We start from the raw sequence: 18,886 nt of genomic DNA on the forward strand, positions 1-18,886 counted from the left end.
GAATCCACCGGGGCTCAGGCCACTTAACGGCATCAAATAGCGGGTGCCGAGAAGGAGAAAAGAAACACCATGCTGATTTCTCAGCGCCCCACCCTGAGCGAAGAGGTTCTCGCCGAGAACCGCTCCCAGTTCGTGATCGAACCGCTGGAGCCCGGATTCGGTTACACCCTCGGAAACTCGCTGCGCCGCACGCTGCTGTCGTCCATCCCGGGCGCGGCCGTCACCAGCATCCGCATCGACGGTGTGCTGCACGAGTTCACCACCGTCCCCGGAGTCAAGGAAGACGTCACCGACATCATCCTGAACCTCAAGGGTCTGGTCGTGTCCTCCGAGGAGGACGAGCCGGTCACCATGTACCTGCGCAAGCAGGGCCCGGGTGAGGTCACCGCCGGCGACATCGTGCCGCCCGCCGGCGTCACGGTGCACAACCCCGAGATGCACATCGCCACCCTGAACGACAAGGGCAAGCTGGAGGTCGAGCTCGTCGTCGAGCGCGGCCGCGGCTACGTGCCTGCCGTGCAGAACAAGGCCTCCGGCGCCGAGATCGGCCGGATCCCGGTCGATTCCATCTACTCGCCGGTGCTCAAGGTCACCTACAAGGTGGAGGCCACCCGCGTCGAGCAGCGCACCGACTTCGACAAGCTGATCCTCGATGTCGAGACCAAGAACTCGATCACCCCGCGCGACGCACTGGCCTCGGCCGGCAAAACGCTGGTGGAATTGTTCGGTCTGGCACGAGAACTCAACGTCGAGGCCGAGGGCATCGAGATCGGTCCCTCGCCGGCCGAGGCCGATCAGGCCGCGCACTTCGCGCTGCCGATCGACGACCTGGACCTGACGGTGCGGTCGTACAACTGCCTCAAGCGCGAGGGTGTGCACACGGTGGGTGAGCTCGTGGCCCGCACGGAGTCCGATCTGCTGGACATCCGTAACTTCGGCCAGAAGTCCATCGACGAGGTGAAGATCAAGCTGCACCAGCTCGGTCTGTCGCTCAAGGACAGCCCGGCCAGCTTCGATCCGTCCGAGGTCGCCGGCTACGACGTCGCCACCGGCACCTGGAACAGCGATGCCGGCTACGACCTGGACGACAACCAGGACTTTGCCGAAACCGAACAGCTCTAAGAAGTCCGTCCCGGTCCTACCTGATACGGGGACCGGCCCCATTTAGGAGATAGCGCAATGCCCAAGCCCACCAAGGGTCCTCGCCTCGGCGGGTCGTCCTCGCACCAGAAGGCGCTGCTGGCCAATCTGGCCACCTCGCTGTTCGAGCACGGCCGCATCAAGACGACCGAGCCGAAGGCACGGGCGCTGCGTCCGTACGCGGAGAAGCTCATCACCCACGCCAAGAAGGGCACGCTGCACAACCGGCGTGAGGTGATGAAGAAGATCCGCGACAAGGACATCGTGCATGTCCTGTTCGCCGAGATCGGGCCGTTCTTCGCCGACCGCAACGGCGGCTACACCCGCATCATCAAGGTCGAGAACCGCAAGGGCGACAACGCCCCCATGGCGGTCATCGAGCTGGTGCGGGAGAAGACCGTCACCTCCGAGGCGAACCGTGCGCGTCGCGCGGACGCGGCGCAAAAGGTGGCCGCGGCTGCCGCGCCGCAGGCCGCGGTCGAGCCCGAGGCAGCCGAAGGCCCGGCCGCCGAGGAGGAGACCGTCGAAGAGGTCAAGCCAGAAGACGCCGCGATCGAGGAGGCTCAGGAAGCTGAAGCCGCCGAAGAGGTCGCCGAAGCCGAAGCCGAGGATGACAACAAGTCCTGACGACAACGTCGTGAGCATGCCCGCCATCGATTTCGGTGGCGGGCATGTTCGTTTACGCCTCGACATCGCCTACGACGGCACCGAGTTCGCCGGCTGGGCGACACAAACCGGACAGCGCACCGTCGCGGGCGCGATCGACGACGCGCTGTCCACGGTGTTCCGGGCACCGGTGGTCACCCGTGCCGCGGGGCGCACCGATTCCGGGGTGCACGCCACCGGGCAGGTCGCCCACGTCGACGTGCCCGCCGACGCGCTGCCGCACGCCTCCCCGCGCACCCGCCGTCCAGGGGAGCCCGAGTTCGGGCCACTGGTCCGCCGATTGGGACGGATGCTGCCCGAGGATGTACGCGTGCGCGAGATAACCCGCGCCGCACCTGGATTCGACGCTCGGTTCTCGGCGCTGCGTCGCCACTACGTCTATCGGTTGACGACGGCGCCGTACGGCGCCGAGCCGCACGAGACCCGGTTCGTCACCGCGTGGCCGCGGCCGCTCGATGTGGCGGCGATGTCCGCCGCCGCCCGGGAGTTGTTGGGGCTGCACGACTTCGCCGCGTTCTGCCGCCACCGGGAAGGGGCGACGACAATCCGGGAACTGCAGCGGCTGGACTGCGAACGCGACGGCGACCGGATCGCCGTGCATGTCAGCGCCGACGCGTTCTGTTGGAACATGGTGCGTTCACTGGTGGGCGCGCTGCTGGCTGTCGGGGAGCACCGCCGCGACCCGGCGTGGTGCGCGGCACTGTTGGATTCGGCGCGACGCTCCAGCGATTTCGCCGCGGCGCCGGCGCGGGGCCTGACGCTCGTCGGTGTCGACTATCCGCCCGACGCCGAGCTTGCGGCCCGCAACCTGGTGACCCGGGACCTGCGTACCGCCGACGAGCTGTAGCTACAGTCGGCCCACGATGAAGTCGGCGGCCTGGTTCACCATGCCCGCGCCGATGTAGGCGGGGGCCAGATGCGCGGGCCAGTAGTCCTGCCAGTTCTCCGGAGCGGTCGGATTGCAGATCGGATCGTCGCCGTGGCACAGCTCGATGATCCGGTCGCGCAGCGCCGGGTTGGTGAAGTTCGCGATCGGCCCGACCCACTGACTGCCGTTACCGAACAGCGCGACGGCGGCGATGTGCCGATCGACACCGTCGGGCAGCGGGCTCTTGAAGCCGAACGCGGCGATCGGGACCGCGACCACCACGTCGGTGACTGCCGCGCCCAGTGAATAGCCGCCCAGCACCAGTCGGGTGTCGGGGCAGTTGCCGGCCATGTACTGGATGCGTTGGCTCATGTCATTGGCGCCGATGTCGACCTCGGTGTCGGCGGGATACTTCACCGCGTAAAGGTCGATGTCCTTGCCGGTCTTGTTGCGCAGCGCGCTGACCAGCGCGTTGCCGATCTGGCCGGCGCCGGGCGACTCGATGCGGCCGCGGGCGAAGATCAGCTCGGCCTCGGGGCAGGACTGTGCCGACGCGAGCGGGGGCGCAACGAACGAGGCTGCGGTGAAGAGGAGCGCAGCCGTGGCCGACAGGACCCGTAATTTTCGCAGCTGACGAATCACCGTGTTGATCTTAATCGGCCGCGGCCGTTCAGACCCGGCCAGCGGCGAAACCGGCGGCCTGGCCGATGAGCGGGGAACGCTCGTAGCTGGTGTGGGCAAACGGGTTGCGGCCCCCGGAACAGATCGGATCACCGTCGGCGCACAGGTCGATTGCCTTACCGGCGAACACTCCGCGGCCCGAAACCGGACTTCCGAACTTGGCAGACGGGTTGCCGAATACCGCGACGGCCGCGACGTTGCCGCCCAGTCCCGCCGGCAGCGGAGGCGCCGAGCCGATGGTGCCGATCCGGTCGCCGAGCGGCGGCACCCCGGCAAGCATCGCGACGACCGCCGCGCCCTGCGAGTAGCCGCCGAGCACGATGCGGGTGTTCGGGCACTGGGCCGCCATGAAGGCGATACGTCCGGTGGCGTCGGTGGCGCCACTGGCCGTGTTCAGGAAGTCGTAGCTGGCGGGATAGTTCACGCCGTAGGTGCCCACGGTCCTACCGCCTAGCTGGTTGCGCAGGGTGTCGGCGAGCGCCTGGCCGACCCGCCCCACGCCGGGCGGCTCACTGGTACCGCGGGCGAAGACCACCTCGACGTCGGGGCACGGCTGAGCAGAAGCCGTTCCGGCGGGAAGGACCACGGCGGCCAAGAAGGCCATCACGGCAGCGGCGGCCGCCAGCATCGGGCGGCTCAGTCGATCGGAAAGCACAAGACACGGTAACGCATAGCTGTGTTAAACAAGTCCGGCTACGAACGCCGCGGCCCGGTCCGTGAGCCCGACGGGCCCGTAGTTGCTGTGCGCGGCGATCACGTTTCCGTTCGAACACACCGGATCCCCGACGTTGCACAGGTCGATGGACCGCGAGCCCCACACCGGGCTCGCGGTGATCGGCAGACCCACCTTGGCCGACGGGTTGCCGAAGACGGCGATGGCGGCGACGAAATCCGGCGCGTTTGGCGGCAGCGGTGCGGTGAACCCGACCGCCGGGATCGGGACTGCGGCGATCACGTCGACCACCGCGGCGCCCTGCGAATAGCCGCCGAGCACCAGTCGGGTCTGCGGGCAGTTGGCCATCATGTACTGGATGTGCAGGCTGGCGTCGTTGGCGCCCGCCGCCGCGGCAAGGAAGTCGAAGCTCGCCGGGTAGTTGACGGCGTAGGCGCCCACCGAGCGGCCCCCGACGCGGTCACGCAGCGCGTCGACGAACGCCGCACCCACCCGGCCTAGGCCGGCGGGCTCGTCGGTGCCGCGGGCGAAGACGACCTCGATGTCGGGACATCCCTGCGCATGGGCCACCGGCAAGCGGCCGGGCGTCCCGGCCAGGGCTGCTACGGCCAGCAGCACGGCCGCGAGCACCGACGTCAGCCGGCGCCGCCGGAGATCAAGATCGATCATCACGTGGCGATGTTAGCCGCTCGACGTCCCCGTCGCCGGTGCATCCGGCCAGGTCACCGTCTCGGCCTCATCGAGTTCGCTGCGGTCGCCCTGCCGGGCCAGCGCGAGCCCGACCAGCACGACGGCGCCCCCGATGGCTTGGGTGGGGGTCATCGCCTCACCGAGCAGCACCCAGGCCGCCAGCACCGCGAACATCACCTCGGACAGGCCGACCAGGGACGCGAATCGGGGCCGCAGCCGGGCGATCCCGACGATGCCCAGGGTGTAGGCGATCGCCGTCGGGATCAGGCCGAGCGCGATCACCGGCACGATCCAGGGGGTGGTCCAGCCCGCGATCACCGTGTCGTCGGAGGTGAAGCGCATCGGCATCACGCCGGCGGCCCCGAGTATCGCGACCGTGACGGCGCCGACGAGCAGACCGCCCGCCGCCAGCGTGATCGGGTGCAGCGCCGGCCGGCCGTCGGAGGCGTCGGCGCCGACCTTGTCGGACATCAGGAAGTAACAGGCGGCGCACACGGCCGCGGCCAGGCCCCAGCCGACACCGGCGAGATTGATGGAGGCGCCGGTGAACCCGCCGGGCCCGACGATGCCGAGCACCAGCATGATCCCCGTGACCGCGAGCGCTACCCCGGAGAGCGTCATCGATGTGGGCCGCTTCCGGGTGGTGGCCCACAGCCAGCCGACCACCAGGATCGGTGCGGTGTATTCGAGCAGGAGTGCGACGCCGACCGACAGGTGCGACACCGCGTTGTAGTAGAAGAGCTGTGCGCCGGCGATCGGCACCAGGCCGTACAGCGCCACCGTCCTGGCGTGCGAGCGCGCCTCCCGCCACCAGCCGGGACGGACGACGGAGGCGAAGACCGCCATCGCGAGCGCGCCGCCGGCCAGCCGGGCGGTGACCGCCGCGGTCGGCGTCCAGCCGGCCTCCATCAACGCCTTCGCAAACGGCCCGGAGCACCCGAACGCGAACGCGGAGCCGACAGCGAACAGCAGACCTGTACGAAAATGGTCGACGCGAACGCGCGGGTTCGTATCGAGCGCAGCCATGGGCAACCGCCTCCGTGGACGTGACGCCTCCGTGGAGGTGACAGGGGTGACATGAGTAAAATCAACTTTGGTCGTGACACTACCGCCGAGAGGAGTCATGGGTCAAATGCTTTTCACTCATGACACTGAGCTCACCCTTCGCGCAGCGAGTGTCCTGATCAACAGCGACCGGGTGGATGGTGAGCAGCTGCCCGACCTCGCCGCCCTCGACCGGTACCTGCACGACTTCGGCTGGACGGGCCGACGCGATCACGACGCTGCCGAACTCGACGCGGTGCACACGCTGCGTGCCCGGCTGGGCCGCATCTGGGAGGTCGCCGACGACGAGGTGCGCGCCGTCGATCAGGTCAACGCTCTGCTGGCCGACACCAAGGCGTCGCCGTGGCTGACCCGGCACCCCGAGATGCCCGAGTGGCATCTGCATCTTGCGTCGATCCACGACCCGCTGTGGCAGCGGATGGGCGCCGAGATGGCGATGGCGCTGGCCGATCTGATCCGGGCCGGGGAATTGCGCCGGCTCAAGGTCTGCGCCGCCCCGGATTGCGGCGCGGTGCTCGTCGATCTGTCCCGCAACAGGTCGGGCAAGTTCTGCGACACCGGCAACTGCGGGAACCGCCAGCACGTTGCGGCCTACCGGGAACGGCGCTCCAACAAGTGATCTGACCCCCGAGGTGGCGCCGTTACGCTGGCCGAGGGGGTGTGATGGCGCAACCGACGACACGCCTGCACGTCAGTGGGCACCGCTTCCAGGCGCGGCGGATGGAACATGCGCTGATCCGCGGCGACGCCCGGATGCTCGACGATCCGCTTCGCGCACAGTCTATCTCGCTGATCGCCGGTGCGGTGCTGGCCACTGTCGCCGTCGCGGTGTGCGCGGTGCTGACCGTGGTGCGCCCCGGCGGTTCCGTCGGTGATGCGCGGCTGGTCGTGGTCCGCGAATCCGGGGCGATGTACGTCAGGATCGACGACGTCATGCATCCGGTGTTCAACCTGGCCTCGGCGCGGCTGATCCTGGGCGGCCCCGTCGAGCCGCGGCTGGTCTCGCAGCGGTCCGTCGGCGAGTCGGCGCTAGGCCCGCAGGTCGGCATTCCCGGTGCGCCCGCCCAGATCTCGCCGCCACTGGACACCCCGGAGTCCGCCTGGACAGTCTGCGATGCCGGGGAGTCCGGTACCTCCGTCGCGGCGGGGCCGGTCGACACGTCGGCCATGACGACCGATGCCCGCGTGCTGGTGACACCCCGCGGGGAGAGTGCCGCGTCGACCTACCTGCTGCACGACGGCCGCCGGTCCCGGGTGGATCTGCGCCATCCCGCTGTGGTGCGTGCGCTTCGGCTCGACGGCGTTACGCCGCAGTCGGTTTCGCCCGCTCTGTTGGCGGCGGTGCCGGAGGCGCCCGCCATCGAACCGCCACGCATCCCCGCTCTGGGCACCGCCGGGCCGGCGGTGCTCCGCGGCCATCCGGTGGGCACCGTGGTACAGGTGCCCGGCGCAGGGGCGGCGGTCGACTACTTCGTGGTGCTGTCGGACGGCCTGCAGCGCGTCGGGGAGGTCGCGGCCGACCTGATCCGTTACACCGACAGCCGGATCGATGAACAGATGCCGACGGTGTCGGCTGACGTCGTCGGTGCGCTGCCGGTGGTGGACACTCTTGCCGTGTCGACATTTCCGCACACCGGTGGGGTGACCGACGATCCGGTGGTGTGTGCCGCCTGGTATCCCGACGCCGGTGAAACCGGTTCACGCACCGCCGTTCTGGTGGGGGACGCCGCACCGCCGGCCGCGCATCCGGTCGGGCTCGCACAGGCCGACGGCGCAGGACCGGCGGTCGACACGGTGTCGGTGCCCGCCGGTCGCGCGGTCTTCGTCCGTTCCGTGGCGCTCACCGGCGAGGGGCACAGCACCGGCTCGCTGTTCCTGGTGACCGACACCGGGGTGCTGTTCGGGGTCCGCGACCCCGACAGCGCGCGGGCACTCGGGATCACCGCGGCCGCGGTGCCCGCGCCGTGGCCCGTGCTCGCGACGTTGCCGCGCGGTCCCGAACTCAGCGGGTCCGCCGCGTCAGTCATGCGAGACGGGGTGTCGTGACCGGTGCACGACCGCCGAGACCGCCACCCCGCATCCGGCCAACGCCAGGCACAGCACGGCGGCTTGTACCGCGGTCCTGCGTGAGGTGGTCCGCGGCGGCGACGGGGCGGCGATCGGCGTTGCCGCCGGGGTGACCGTCTCGCCCGTTCCTGCCCCGGTCGCCGACACCGCCGCGAGCGCATCCACCACGCCGTGTCCGACGACCGGATCCCAGCCGCCGGGCGGGTCGTGCGCGGTGTCCTCGATGACGCGCATCACCTGCCGTGCGGTCAGTTCCGGGAACCGGGCCCGGACCAGCGCCGCGATCGCGGCGACCACGGGCACGGCGTAGCTGGTTCCGGAGATCGGCCGGCCGGCCGGCGACGTGTCCACCAATCCGTCCCCGGCGGGCGCCAGGGAGATCACCCCCTCGCCCGGGGCTGCGACGTCCACCCAGGGACCGGCCAGGCTGAACTCCGAGGCGATTCCGTCGGCGTTCACCGCGCCGACGGTCAGCACGTAGTCGTCGTACCAGGCCGGACTCGCCACTGTGGTGACCGCCGTGGCGAGCGTGGGGTCGCGCGGATTGTGTTCCAGGCACTGCCCGGCACCGCCGACGTTGCCTGCCGCGGTCACCACGACGACGTTCTTCACGTCGACGGCATAGGCCAGTGCCGCGCCGAGTGCCCGGTCGTCGAGGCTCCCCTCGACCGGGACGCACGCCACTGTCGAGATGTTGATCACCGTGGCCCCCTGGTCGGCCGCGGTGCGCACGGCAGAGGCCAGCGTGTCGACATCCCCGACACCTGAGCCTCCCGGTTCGTCGACGGCGCGAAACTTGTTGCTGGACTGCCTGATCGACAGCAGTGACACCTCAGGAGCGAGGCCGGCGAACGCGTCCGGATCGGCGGTGTCCGGTGCGGCCCCGATGATCCCGGCGACGATCGTGCCGTGCCCGTCACAGTCGGCGGTGCCGTCCTGACGGGACACATAGTCGCCGCCGGGGACCAGGTGCGGCAGTCTGCGGTGCCGCGCCACCCCGGTGTCGATCACCGCGACAGTCTGGCCCGCTCCACGGGTCAGCGCCCACAGGGCGGGAAGGTCGAGCCCGCGCACCTGCCCGGGGCCCGTGGCCGCCGCGGCGGCCGGTGGGGCGGTGACGCAGGCGTCGTGCTGGGTGGTGGGGCGCAGCGGCGCAGCCGGGCCCGGCGCGGGCAGCAGCGACTCGTCCACCGCGGGCGGCCCGACCGCGGCCGCATACGGGGCCGTCGGAAACATCGCCAGCACCGCCACGGCCGGCGCCCGCCACCATCGGGCCGCGCCGGTCACGTCAGGCTCAATTGCTGTGCCAGGCCGTATATCCCGGCGATCCAGAACGCCAGCGGCGCCACCGCGGCCAGTGCGAGGTACTCGACATACTGAATCCACCTCCGCGACAGCGCGTTCGGTGAGTACGACCGGGCTGCGCCGTACACCGCGAGCGCGGCGGCGACCGCGACGCCTGCGCTGATCGAGCCCGCTTGCGCAGGCACCGCCGCCGTCACGACGAGCGCCGACACCAGCAGTGACACCAGCCCGGCGGCGCCCAGCGCGGACCGTCTCTGCGGGTCGGCATGCACGCGCCGGCGCAGTACGAGCACCACCCCGATATCGGCCGCGAACGCCGCGCCCAACGCCCGCGCCGAACCCGTGGCGATCGCGGTGGCCGCCACGGTGAGAGCGCCGGCCGCCGCCGCGCCGGCCCAGCCGACCACGAGAGCGGTCAGCGCGCGATGCGGTGCGTCGGTATGCGCGGCCAGGCGTGGGGCCAGCGCCAGTCCGGCCAACGACACCACCGACAGCGCCGCGCCGACCACCGAGGACCCGGGCACAAGGTTGCCCACGGCTGCCGCGGCGGTGAGCGCGCCCGCCGCGGCCGTGAGCGCCGCCTGCGGCGCCGGGTCCGGCAGCACCCTCACCAGCAGCACGGCCATCGCGAACCCCGAGGACGCGGACAGTAGCAGCGCCGCCACCCACGGCGTACCGGGCAGCGCGAGAAGTCCTGCCACACCGGCGAACAACACCGCGGCGGTGCCGAGCACCAGGGCCGAGCGCCGGTCGATGCGTGAGGCGGCCACCGCGCCGGACGCGGCGGCGACCGACAACCCGGCCGCCGACCAGAAGTGCCAGGGCGTCGGCGCCGCCACGCCGGCCCATGCCAGCGCCCCGGCAGCCACCAGGACGGCGGCCGCGCCGGCGATCCCTCCGGATTCCTCGTCGACCTCGGCCGTCATGGAAGCGGCGAGGGCGGCGCACGGGTCGGCCGGTAGCCGGCGCGGGGGCGGGATCCGCACATGTGTGAGCACCAGTACCTCACCGTCATCGACGCCGTTGTCCCTCAATGACATCGACGGGTCCAAGGGATCGCCGGCCGCGCGGGTCAACTGCCAGTGCGTCGGTCCGGGTGACGCGCCGAGCACGACATCGACGATCGACGGCATCAACTCACCCAGTGCCAGACCGGCGGGCACGACGAGATCCACGGCCTCCGGACCGCGCGCCGCGAGGGCGTGAACGGCGATCCTGCGCAACGTATCCGGCACGGGCTCGAACGTAACTCGGCTTGATGAGGATGCAGCGCACCAAATCGGTGGGCTGTGGATGGAACGGGCCGCGGCACTGGTGCGTCTACTCCACATGGACCTCGGCCGGATCGTCCTCGACAAGCCACCCGAGCCGCCGGCGCAGACACCGATGAGCCCGCTGGCCCGGCTGATGCCGGTGGCGATGATCGTCGCGATGGCCGGCATGACCGTGCTGTACCTGACCTCGGCGGGTTCGACGCGTAACCCGATGTTCCTGTTCTTCCCGGTGATGATGCTGGTCTCGCTGATCGGCACACTGGCCCACACCGGGCGCGACCGCACCGGCGACCTCGATACTGGGCGCGCCGGCTATCTGCGCTACCTGGGCACCGTCGACGACGCACTGGTGGCCGCCGGCGACACCCAGTATCGGTCCCAGCACGACCTGCATCCTGAACCCGCAGCGCTGTGGACGATCGCGGGCGGAGAACGGATGTTCCGCCGCGCCGCGGACGGTCCGGACTTCGGTGTGGTCCGGATCGGCGTGGGGGAGCAGCCGGCGGCCGTCTCGGTGGTCGCCCCGGACCTGGGACCGGACGACGAGGCCGACCCCGTCACCGCCGGCGCGGTGCGCCGTCTGGTGCGGCACCACGCGATGGTCGCTGACTTGCCCGTCGTGGTGCGGCTCGCCTCCGCCGGGCTGATCACCGTCGACGGCGACCCCGCCGACGTCCGCGCCGTCGTCAGGGCGATGGTGTGTCAGCTGGCCGTTCACCACGACCCAGGCCTCATGACGGTCGCGGCGGCGGGCCCACAACTGCACTGGGACTGGATGAAATGGCTGCCGCATGCGGGTGAGCGCCGACGCGGGCGGCGCCACCTGCTGATCGTCGACGGTGGGGCGGCACCGCAACCCGCCGACGGCGTCACGGTCGTCGCGCTGCGGCCCGGCCCTGGCACAGGTGTCGCCGTGCACGTCGACGGGCAGCGGGTGGATGCGCGCTTCGACGAGCTCGCGTTGCCCGCCGCGTTAGCGTGCGCGCGCCGACTGTCGCGTCACCGTCCGCATGAGTCCGCCCGCGCGGACGGCGTTCCTGACTGGGCGGCGCTGATGGGCATTGCCGACCCGCAGGCGGTCGACGCCGAAGCCCGGTGGTCGAGGCGGTCCCCGGCCGGGCTGCTGCCGGTGCCGGTCGGGGTGGCCGACGACGGAACGGTCGTCGACCTGGACATCAACGAGGCAGCCGCCGGCGGGTTGGGTCCGCACGGATTGTGCGTCGGCGCAACAGGTTCGGGCAAGTCCGAGTTTCTGCGCACGCTGGTGCTGGGGATGGTCACCGCGCATCCGCCGGAAGCGTTGAACCTGGTGCTGGTCGACTTCAAGGGCGGTGCGACGTTCCTGGGTTTGGACGGCGTGCGTCACGTGTCGGCGGTGATCACGAATCTGGCCGACGAGGCGCCGCTGGTCGCACGGATGCGGGACGCGCTGTCCGGGGAGATCAACCGCAGACAGGAGATCCTCCGTGCGGCAGGCAATCTCACCAACCTGACCGAATACGGCAGGGCCAGGGTCCTGGACCGGACGCTGCCCCCGCTGCCCGCGCTGCTGATCATCGTCGACGAGTTCTCCGAACTGCTGAGCCGGCATCCCGATTTCGCCGAGCTGTTCGTCGCGATAGGCCGACTGGGGCGGTCGCTGGGCATGCACCTGCTGCTGGCCAGCCAGCGACTCGACGAGGGCAGGCTGCGCGGCCTGGAAACCCACCTGTCGTACCGGATCTGCCTGAAGACCTTCTCCGCCGCCGAATCCCGGTCTGTGCTCGGTGTTCCCGACGCCCACCAGCTGCCGGCCCGGCCCGGTGCGGCCTATCTCAGCACTGCCGCGGGCACCCTGACGCGGTTCCAGACGGCGTTCGTCTCCGGCTGTTTCCCCGTCCGCCGGCAGAGGCGCGACAGCGCACCCGAGGTCCGGCGCTTCACACTCATCGACCGTGCCGGCGGCGCCGCACCCGCGCCGTCGATGTCGCGACTCCCGCTGCTCGAGACGGTGCTGGGGCAGCTGGCCGGCCGCGGCGCTGTGGCACACCGGGTGTGGCTGCCGCCGCTGGGCCGCTCGCCGCGTCTGGACGCGGTGTTGTCGGCCGCAACCGCGGGGCGGCTGCGGGTGCCGATCGGCGTGGTGGACCGCCCCTTCGAGCAGCGGAGGGACCCGCTGATCGTCGACCTGTCCTCCGGAGCAGGTCATGTCGCGGTCGTCGGGGCGCCCCGCTCGGGCAAGTCGACGGCGCTGCGGACGATCATCGGTGCGCTCGCCGCCACACACGACGCCGGCGCGGTGCAGTTCTACTGCCTGGACTTCGGAGGTGGCGACCTGGCGGCGGTGCGCGACCTGCCCCACGTCGGCGCCGTGGCCGGGCGCCGGGACAGCGATCTGTGCCGCCGAATCGTCGCCCAGCTGGAGGCGGTGCTGCGGTCGCGCGAGGCGGCGGGCGGAGTCCGCGAGGATCCCTACGGCGAAGTCGTCCTGGTGGTCGACGGGTGGGTCACCCTGCGGCAGGACTTCGACGGGATGGACAGCGCGATCACCGCCATGGCCGCGCAGGGCCTGGCCTACGGCGTACACGTGATGGTCACGGCGTCCCGGTGGGCGGATCTGCGGCCCGCCCTGAAGGACCAGATCGGCACCCGGATCGAGCTGCGGCTCGGGGATCCGGCGGACTCGGAGCTGGACCGCAGACGTGCCAAGGAGCTCGCCGCCCGACCGCCTGGTCGCGGAATCACCGCCGATGGCTGCGAGATGGTGATCGCCACACCGGATGTCGAGCCGATGCGGGACGGGGGCGCCGCGCCGCCGGTCGAGCTGCTGCCGGCGCGGGTCGACCGATCCGCGATCGATGTCCCCGGCCGCCGCCGGGGGCAGGTGCTGCTCGGTCTCGGGGAGCGTGACCTCGACCCGGTCACCATGGATCTCGGAGAACACCCGCACCTGCTGGTGCTCGGTGACGGCGAGTGCGGCAAGACCGCACTGCTGCGACTGCTCTGCACCGAATTGGCCGCGGCCGCCGACGAACCACATCTGGAGATCGTCGACTTCCGGCGCACGCTGCTCGGTGTGGTCGAGAGTGGGCCGCGAGTCGGCTACGCGGTGTCGGGGGTCGCGGCGACGTCACGGACGGCCGCGTTGACCGAACGGCTGAACGCCAGGATGCCCGACGAGTTCGTCACACAACAGCAGCTGCGGGACAGGTCCTGGTGGAGCGGTCCGGACATCTACGTGATCGTCGACGACTACGACCTGGTGGCGGGTGCCACCGGGAACCCGCTCGCCCCGCTGGCCGATTTCCTGCCGCACGCCAAGGATCTCGGGCTGCACGTCATCGTCGCCCGGCGCTCCGGGGGCGCGGCGCGGGCGATGTTCGATCCCGTGCTGGCCCGCATGCGCGACATGGGGTGCGCGGGTGTGATGATGAGCGCGTCTCCGGACGAGGGTGTGCTGCTGGGCGCCACCCGGCCCACACCACTGCCACCGGGACGGGCCACGCTGAGCGTGCGCGGCCGACCGGACGAACTCGTCCAGACGGCCTGGGTGGAGCCGCCGTGACCACCGTCGTCGTCGAGGTCGGCCCGGCTGCGGTCCGTGGCCCCGACGACGCTCCGCGCGAATGGGTTTCGGCGGCGTTGGCCTGCATCGACGACCCGCTGGCTCTGGTGCAGGACCGGGTCGTCGACGTCGCGGTGCTGTGGCGGGACGTACTGCGCGCGGCTGCCGGCGGGGCCGCGAGCCACCTGGTGCTGGTGGTGCCGACGTGGTGGCCGGCCGGTCGGGCCGGCGTCGTCGGCGAGGCCGCACGCGGCCTCGCGCCACAGGTCACCGTGCTGCGACGGGGCTCTGTGCTCGGCGACGGCGGACGCGCGGTGGTGGAACTGGCCGCGGAGGTTGCCGTGGTGACGAGGCCCGGCGCCGGGCCCGCGGTGGTGTCCCGCGACGACGACGCGCTCATCGCGCACCTCCACCCCGGGACGTCGGTGCTGATCGACACCCCGGCCGCAGTGGCGCCGCTGTCGCCCACCGCGGCTGCCCGCCTCGGCCGGCTCGCAGCGGTGCTCACCTACGGCGATCGCATCGGCCTGCACGCCGCCGTGCGGAACGCCGTTGCGCAACCGCGCCGGCGGAAGCCTCCGAACCGGCGATCCGGCGCCGTCCTGGCCGGCGTGGCACTGACCGCGGCCGCCGCCGGAGGAGGCTGGGCGGCGCAGGCGGTGTCGGACGCACCGCCGTCGCCGGCAGGCAGCCGGCTGCTGAGGGAGGGCCGGGTCGGTGTCTCGGTGCCCGCCTCGTGGACCGTCGAGCGAGTCACCGCGGGGCCGGGTTCGCCGCGGGTCCGCGTCGCCGCCGCCGGCGGCCTGCCCGCCCTGCACCTCACCCAGGCCGACGGCGACGCGGCCTCCGTCGAGGAGGTCGCCGAATCTCTCCGTCGGGCAATGGGATCCGCGCCACCCGGGGTGTTCGTCGACTTCGATCCCGACGGGGAGCGCGCCGGCCGGGCGGCCGTGACCTACCTGGAGCGGCGGACCGACAGCCAGACATGGTGGACCGTGCTGGTCGACGGCACGCTGCGCATCGCGATCGGGTGTCAGAGCGCCCCGGAGCAGCGGCGGCTCGTCGAGGACGTGTGCGACGAAGCCGTGCGCTCCGCCCACGCGCTGCGATGAAAACCGAAACAGGGGAACCGAACTCGGCTGCGCTGCGTCCAATCTGTATATCGCTTTTTCAAGGCTACGAGAGGACTTCACATGCCGACACCGTCAGGGGCCGCCGGGGCGGCGCTGACCACCGATCTCGACCTCATGCTGTCGGTGGCAGGCAAGACCGATGCGCGCAACGAGGAGATCCGGGCCATGCTGCACTCGTTCATCGGCGCGATGAGCAGTGTGCCGCCGTCGGTGTGGGGCGGCGTGGCCGCGGTCCGGTTCCGCGACGTGGTCGAGCGCTGGAACGCGGAGTCGATGAAGTTGCACGCCGCACTGGCGCGCATCGCCGAGACGATCCGGGACAACGAGCGAATCCTGCGCGAGGTGGCCGACGGTCATTCGCAGCGGATCGCCTCCGTCGCGGCGCACCTGTAGGCGGCGGCGATGACCCACACGCTGTCCTACAACTTCGGTGAGATCGAGTACACCGTCCGTCAGGAGATCCACCGCACCTCCGCCCGCCTCAACGGCGCCCTCGACGACCTGCGCGCCCAGATCGCCCCGCTGCAGGCGACGTGGACGCGGGAGTCCGCCGAGGCGTACCGCGCCGAGCAGACCCGCTGGGAACAGTCCGCGGCGGCGCTCAACGAGATCCTGGTCAGCCTCGGCAACGCGGTCCGGGACGGCGCGGACGACGTCGCCGACACCGACCGCCGAGCCGCCAACGCCTGGGGCGCCTGACGCGCCTCACCCCGGGACTGCGCGGCCCTCGAAAGGAGGGGAGCCGATCGAGGGTCGCGCAGTACTCTGACCGGCGTTGCTGCGTTAGGGTGGCAGCACATGTGAGGGCGGACACAAAGGAACGCCACGTGGCAGCTTCAGAGACATCGACCGGACGGGGATCCGCCCGTCCGTCGAAAGGGCTGCGTGCTGTCCACGAATTGTTCGTTGCCGGCGAGGTCGACGCGTCCTATCTGAGCTCTATTCCGGTGCGCCCCGTCGTCGCGCAGAGTTGGCAGCGCAGCCTCGCGGTCGGGGTGGATCCGAACCTCGGCGGCGCGCGGGCGGCGGTCACCGCGATCGAGCGCCTGCGTGAGACCCATCCGCTGGCGCCCGCGCTGCCGGTGATCCGGCGGCTCCTCGTCGACGACGCCGTCGACTCCGGCGTGGTGGTCGCGGTGAGCGCCGCCGACGGCACACTGCTGTGGGTTGAAGGCGACCCGAAGGCGTGCCGCCGGGCTGAGGCGATGAACTTCGTCCCCGGCGCCGACTGGAGTGAGCGCAGCGCCGGCACCAACGCGCCCGGCACCGCGCTGGCACTGGACCGTGAACTGCAGATCCGCGGATCGGAACACTTCACCCGCATCGTCCAGCCGTGGAGTTGCACCGCCGCGCCGGTGCACGATCCCAGCACCGGCGCGCTGCTCGGTGCCATCGACCTGACCGGGGGCTCGGAGGTCGCGTCGGCTCAGACGCTGGCGCTGGTGCGCGCCACGGCGGTGGCCGTCGAGAATCACCTGGCCCTGCTGCGGGTGGCAGGAGCCGCGGCCGAGCCCGCCGCTCGCCGACCTCACCTGGTGGTGCTCGGGGGCGACCGGCCGCGCTGGGTGACCACCGACCGGTACGGACACCTGCAGGCCACCCACCTGACGGGTCGCCATGCCGACATCCTGGTGCTGCTCAGCCGTCATCCGGAGGGGCTGTCGGCCGACCATCTGGCGGTGCTGCTCGACGACAAGGACCTTGACGTCGTCACGGTCCGCGCCGAGATGTCGCGACTGCGCAAAGTCATCGGCGCCGAGAACCTCGGGTCCCGGCCGTACCGGCTGTCGACGCCGATCACCAGCGATATCGGCGAGGTGTTCGAGGCCCTCGACGCCGGCGATGTCGAGTCGGCGCTCAACCGCTACGCCGGTCCGCTGCTCGCCCAGTCGGTGTCCCCGGCCATCGCCCGGCTGCGCACCCAGCTGTCGACGACCCTGCGTGATGCGATGCTCGCCGAGAGCCGGCAGGGCCGCACCGATCTGCTGCGGCGGTGGCTCGAGCTGCCCGAAGGGCGCGACGACCGCGAGGGGTGGCAGGCGCTGCGCGACAGCGCCGGACTCACCGCGGTGGCCCGCGCCCGGGCCCGGGGTCACCTCGCCGGTCTGGACTTCGAACTCGGCTGAAAACCCGAGCAACGCGCGAAAAGCCCAGCGCAACGCCGGTGCAGATGCGAGTTGCCAACGTGGGCAAGGTGATTCGACGATATCGGGATGGACATCCACAGCTACGCCGCGTTCGTCCCCGACACCTACACCGCCGCAATGACCCCGCCGGTCAGCACGTGGTGGCCGTGGCGCGGCGCCACAGTGCACATCGCGCGCGCGGTCGTCGCCGAGGCTGCGGTGCGCGTCATGCTCGTTCACGGAGGCGGCGGATACAGCGGCGCGCTGTGGCCCGCCACCGCGGTCGCGGCCGGAGACGGGGCCGACGTCCTCGCCCCCGACCTTCCGATCTACGGCGACACCGTCGTACCCGACCCGGCCGGCGTGCGCTACGACGACTGGATCGACCTGCTGTGTGACCTGGTGACCGCGGAACGGGCCGCCGACCCACGCCCGCTGATCCTGTTCGGCGCCAGCATGGGCGGCATGGTGGCCTATGAGGTCGCGGCCCGCACCCGGCAGGTCGCCGCCGTCGTCGCGACCTGCCTGCTGGACCTGTCCGACCCCGCGGCCCGCGCCGCGGCGACCCGCTTCGCCTGGATGGGCAGGCCCGCGCCGGCGCTGCTGCGCGCGGTCGATCCTGTTCTGGGCCGGGTACGGGTGCCGATCCGATGGCTCGCTGACATGGCCGCGATGAGCACCGACCGGCGGCTGTCACAGCTGTGCGCGTCGGACCCGCGCGGCGGCGGCGTCAGCGTCCCGCTCGGGTTCCTGGCGAGTTGGATGAACTTCGGCCACACCGCACCGGAGTCGTTCGATGCCGCACCCGTCACGCTCGTCGCGCCCGCTGCCGACACCTGGACCCCGCCGGGATTGAGTGTCCGCTTCCTGCAGCGCATCTCGGCGCCCACCGAGGTGGTGCTGCTGGAGAACTGCGGGCACTACCCGATCGAGGAACCCGGCCTGGCGCAGCTGCGTGACGCGGTCACCCGGGTGGCGGAGCGAGCCGGCACACAGTGATCATCAGCGCGTCCCTCGCGTCCCCGATGTCGAACTCGCCGCGCGGCATTACCCGGTGTAGTTGTGCGTCGATCGCATGGACCACGGTCCGGGCCGTCGTCTCGACGTCGTCACCTCCGCGGCCGCAGCGCTTGAGGTGGAACGCCACCTCGGCGCAGATGCGGTCTTCGAGGTCGGTCAGCGCAGCGAGCTGATCGGCGGTCGGCCGCACCAGCCGGTGCAGCAGGGCGTGCAACCGTGGCCGCTCGTCATGCGCGCCGACCACGGCCTCCAGCACCACGCGCATCGTCGCCTCGAAAGGCGGTGCCTCGGCCCGGAGCCGGGCAAACACCTCGGTCAGCTGCCCGTCGGCGTCGCGCTCGTGCCGCTCGGCGATCGCCTCCAACAGCGCGTACTTGTCCGGGAAGTACTGATACAGCGTGCCGATGGACAGACCCGCGCGCTCGGCGATCCGGTTCGTCGTCGCGTTCAGCCCCTCGCGGGAGAACACCTGCGCGGCGGCCTCCACCAGCGTGTTCACCGTCTCGCGGGAACGGTGCTGGCGGGGTGTGCGGCGAGGTGCGTCGATGTCGCCAAGTCTGTCCGACGATGCAACCGTGCTGCAACGGTTGCAGGCGTAGCTTCGGTGACGCAGACCACACGAGCAGGAGACTTC

At 71.3% G+C, this 18,886-nt stretch carries 18 protein-coding genes; 11 read left to right on the forward strand and 7 right to left on the reverse strand.

Annotation, left to right across the window (positions count from 1 at the left end; genetic code table 11):
* Positions 1-69 precede the first annotated feature (69 nt).
* From KXD97_RS13885 to truA, 3 genes are read left to right on the forward strand one after another with little or no spacing between them, the layout of a single operon-like run.
* Positions 70-1,122, forward strand: coding sequence for a DNA-directed RNA polymerase subunit alpha (locus tag KXD97_RS13885; protein ID WP_260757427.1), 1,053 nt, complete (start codon positions 70-72; stop codon positions 1,120-1,122).
* A gap of 57 nt (positions 1,123-1,179) precedes the next feature.
* A complete protein-coding gene (rplQ, locus tag KXD97_RS13890) occupies positions 1,180-1,767 on the forward strand; it encodes a 50S ribosomal protein L17 (protein WP_260757428.1) in 588 nt (195 codons plus the stop codon).
* Positions 1,751-2,653 (forward strand): tRNA pseudouridine(38-40) synthase TruA, encoded by a 903-nt coding sequence (gene truA / locus KXD97_RS13895; protein ID WP_260757429.1) that lies wholly within the window; start codon positions 1,751-1,753, stop codon positions 2,651-2,653. The genes rplQ and truA overlap by 17 nt, the downstream gene beginning before the upstream one ends.
* Here the strand turns inward: truA and KXD97_RS13900 are convergent, their stop codons facing one another.
* Genes KXD97_RS13900 through KXD97_RS13915 form a run of 4 tightly spaced genes read right to left on the reverse strand, consistent with a single transcriptional unit; the run spans position 2,654 to position 5,744 of the window.
* Positions 2,654-3,316, reverse strand: coding sequence for a cutinase family protein (locus tag KXD97_RS13900; protein WP_260757435.1), 663 nt, complete (start codon positions 3,314-3,316; stop codon positions 2,654-2,656).
* Positions 3,317-3,344: 28 nt separating this feature from the next.
* The gene (locus KXD97_RS13905; protein WP_260757959.1) at positions 3,345-3,983 is read right to left on the reverse strand and encodes a cutinase family protein; all 639 of its coding nucleotides are present in this window, start codon (positions 3,981-3,983) and stop codon (positions 3,345-3,347) included.
* A gap of 51 nt (positions 3,984-4,034) precedes the next feature.
* Positions 4,035-4,697, reverse strand: coding sequence for a cutinase family protein (locus KXD97_RS13910; RefSeq protein ID WP_260757960.1), 663 nt, complete (start codon positions 4,695-4,697; stop codon positions 4,035-4,037).
* 12 nt (positions 4,698-4,709) lie between these two features.
* Complete coding sequence (locus tag KXD97_RS13915) at positions 4,710-5,744, reverse strand: DMT family transporter (RefSeq protein WP_260757437.1); 1,035 nt, start codon at positions 5,742-5,744, stop codon at positions 4,710-4,712.
* Between the two features lie 106 nt (positions 5,745-5,850).
* Here KXD97_RS13915 and KXD97_RS13920 point away from each other — a divergent pair, with 106 nt between their 5' ends.
* Positions 5,851-6,402 carry a CGNR zinc finger domain-containing protein gene (locus tag KXD97_RS13920; protein ID WP_260757438.1) on the forward strand — a complete coding sequence of 184 codons (552 nt, stop codon included), beginning with the start codon at positions 5,851-5,853 and terminating at the stop codon, positions 6,400-6,402.
* 44 nt (positions 6,403-6,446) lie between these two features.
* The gene (gene eccB, locus KXD97_RS13925; RefSeq protein WP_260757439.1) at positions 6,447-7,829 is read left to right on the forward strand and encodes a type VII secretion protein EccB; all 1,383 of its coding nucleotides are present in this window, start codon (positions 6,447-6,449) and stop codon (positions 7,827-7,829) included.
* Here eccB and mycP read toward each other — a convergent pair.
* Entirely contained in the window at positions 7,803-9,086 is a 1,284-nt protein-coding gene (gene mycP / locus KXD97_RS13930; RefSeq protein ID WP_260757961.1) for a type VII secretion-associated serine protease mycosin, read from the reverse strand. The genes eccB and mycP overlap by 27 nt on opposite strands.
* Before the next feature lie 47 nt (positions 9,087-9,133).
* Positions 9,134-10,390 carry a type VII secretion integral membrane protein EccD gene (eccD, locus tag KXD97_RS13935; RefSeq protein WP_260757440.1) on the reverse strand — a complete coding sequence of 419 codons (1,257 nt, stop codon included), beginning with the start codon at positions 10,388-10,390 and terminating at the stop codon, positions 9,134-9,136.
* Positions 10,391-10,448: 58 nt separating this feature from the next.
* Here eccD and eccCb point away from each other — a divergent pair, with 58 nt between their 5' ends.
* From eccCb to KXD97_RS13965, 6 genes are all read left to right on the forward strand, one after another.
* Positions 10,449-13,973, forward strand: a complete 3,525-nt coding sequence (eccCb, locus tag KXD97_RS13940; protein WP_260757442.1) for a type VII secretion protein EccCb — start codon at positions 10,449-10,451, stop codon at positions 13,971-13,973.
* Positions 13,970-15,085, forward strand: a complete 1,116-nt coding sequence (locus tag KXD97_RS13945) for a type VII secretion-associated protein (protein ID WP_260757443.1) — start codon at positions 13,970-13,972, stop codon at positions 15,083-15,085. The genes eccCb and KXD97_RS13945 overlap by 4 nt, the downstream gene beginning before the upstream one ends.
* A gap of 81 nt (positions 15,086-15,166) precedes the next feature.
* Positions 15,167-15,499 (forward strand): WXG100 family type VII secretion target, encoded by a 333-nt coding sequence (locus KXD97_RS13950; RefSeq protein ID WP_260757445.1) that lies wholly within the window; start codon positions 15,167-15,169, stop codon positions 15,497-15,499.
* A gap of 9 nt (positions 15,500-15,508) precedes the next feature.
* Positions 15,509-15,805 (forward strand): WXG100 family type VII secretion target, encoded by a 297-nt coding sequence (locus KXD97_RS13955; protein ID WP_260757447.1) that lies wholly within the window; start codon positions 15,509-15,511, stop codon positions 15,803-15,805.
* Between the two features lie 128 nt (positions 15,806-15,933).
* Complete coding sequence (locus KXD97_RS13960; protein ID WP_260757448.1) at positions 15,934-17,232, forward strand: helix-turn-helix domain-containing protein; 1,299 nt, start codon at positions 15,934-15,936, stop codon at positions 17,230-17,232.
* 87 nt (positions 17,233-17,319) lie between these two features.
* On the forward strand, positions 17,320-18,231 hold the full coding sequence (locus KXD97_RS13965; RefSeq protein ID WP_260757449.1) for an alpha/beta hydrolase: 912 nt from the start codon (positions 17,320-17,322) through the stop codon (positions 18,229-18,231).
* Here KXD97_RS13965 and KXD97_RS13970 read toward each other — a convergent pair.
* Complete coding sequence (locus KXD97_RS13970; protein ID WP_260757450.1) at positions 18,197-18,751, reverse strand: TetR/AcrR family transcriptional regulator; 555 nt, start codon at positions 18,749-18,751, stop codon at positions 18,197-18,199. The two genes, KXD97_RS13965 and KXD97_RS13970, sit on opposite strands and share 35 nt — an antisense overlap.
* Positions 18,752-18,886 lie beyond the last annotated feature (135 nt).

This window comes from Mycobacterium sp. SMC-8 (assembly GCF_025263565.1).
In the GTDB taxonomy this organism is placed as follows: Bacteria; Actinomycetota; Actinomycetes; order Mycobacteriales; family Mycobacteriaceae; genus Mycobacterium.

Bases quoted from the DNA above. Each gene is read 5' to 3' on its own strand.
- KXD97_RS13915 (WP_260757437.1), bottom strand. From the start codon at position 5,744: ATGGCTGCGCTCGATACGAACCCGCGCGTTCGCGTCGACCATTTTCGT.
- KXD97_RS13920 (WP_260757438.1), top strand. From the start codon at position 5,851: ATGCTTTTCACTCATGACACTGAGCTCACCCTTCGCGCAGCGAGTGTC.
- KXD97_RS13905 (WP_260757959.1), bottom strand. From the start codon at position 3,983: ATGCTGGCGGCCGCCGCTGCCGTGATGGCCTTCTTGGCCGCCGTGGTC.
- truA (WP_260757429.1), top strand. From the start codon at position 1,751: ATGACAACAAGTCCTGACGACAACGTCGTGAGCATGCCCGCCATCGAT.
- KXD97_RS13950 (WP_260757445.1), top strand. From the start codon at position 15,167: ATGCCGACACCGTCAGGGGCCGCCGGGGCGGCGCTGACCACCGATCTC.
- eccCb (WP_260757442.1), top strand. From the start codon at position 10,449: ATGGAACGGGCCGCGGCACTGGTGCGTCTACTCCACATGGACCTCGGC.
- KXD97_RS13965 (WP_260757449.1), top strand. From the start codon at position 17,320: ATGGACATCCACAGCTACGCCGCGTTCGTCCCCGACACCTACACCGCC.
- eccB (WP_260757439.1), top strand. From the start codon at position 6,447: ATGGCGCAACCGACGACACGCCTGCACGTCAGTGGGCACCGCTTCCAG.
- KXD97_RS13910 (WP_260757960.1), bottom strand. From the start codon at position 4,697: ATGATCGATCTTGATCTCCGGCGGCGCCGGCTGACGTCGGTGCTCGCG.
- KXD97_RS13955 (WP_260757447.1), top strand. From the start codon at position 15,509: ATGACCCACACGCTGTCCTACAACTTCGGTGAGATCGAGTACACCGTC.
- rplQ (WP_260757428.1), top strand. From the start codon at position 1,180: ATGCCCAAGCCCACCAAGGGTCCTCGCCTCGGCGGGTCGTCCTCGCAC.
- KXD97_RS13885 (WP_260757427.1), top strand. From the start codon at position 70: ATGCTGATTTCTCAGCGCCCCACCCTGAGCGAAGAGGTTCTCGCCGAG.
- mycP (WP_260757961.1), bottom strand. From the start codon at position 9,086: ATGTTTCCGACGGCCCCGTATGCGGCCGCGGTCGGGCCGCCCGCGGTG.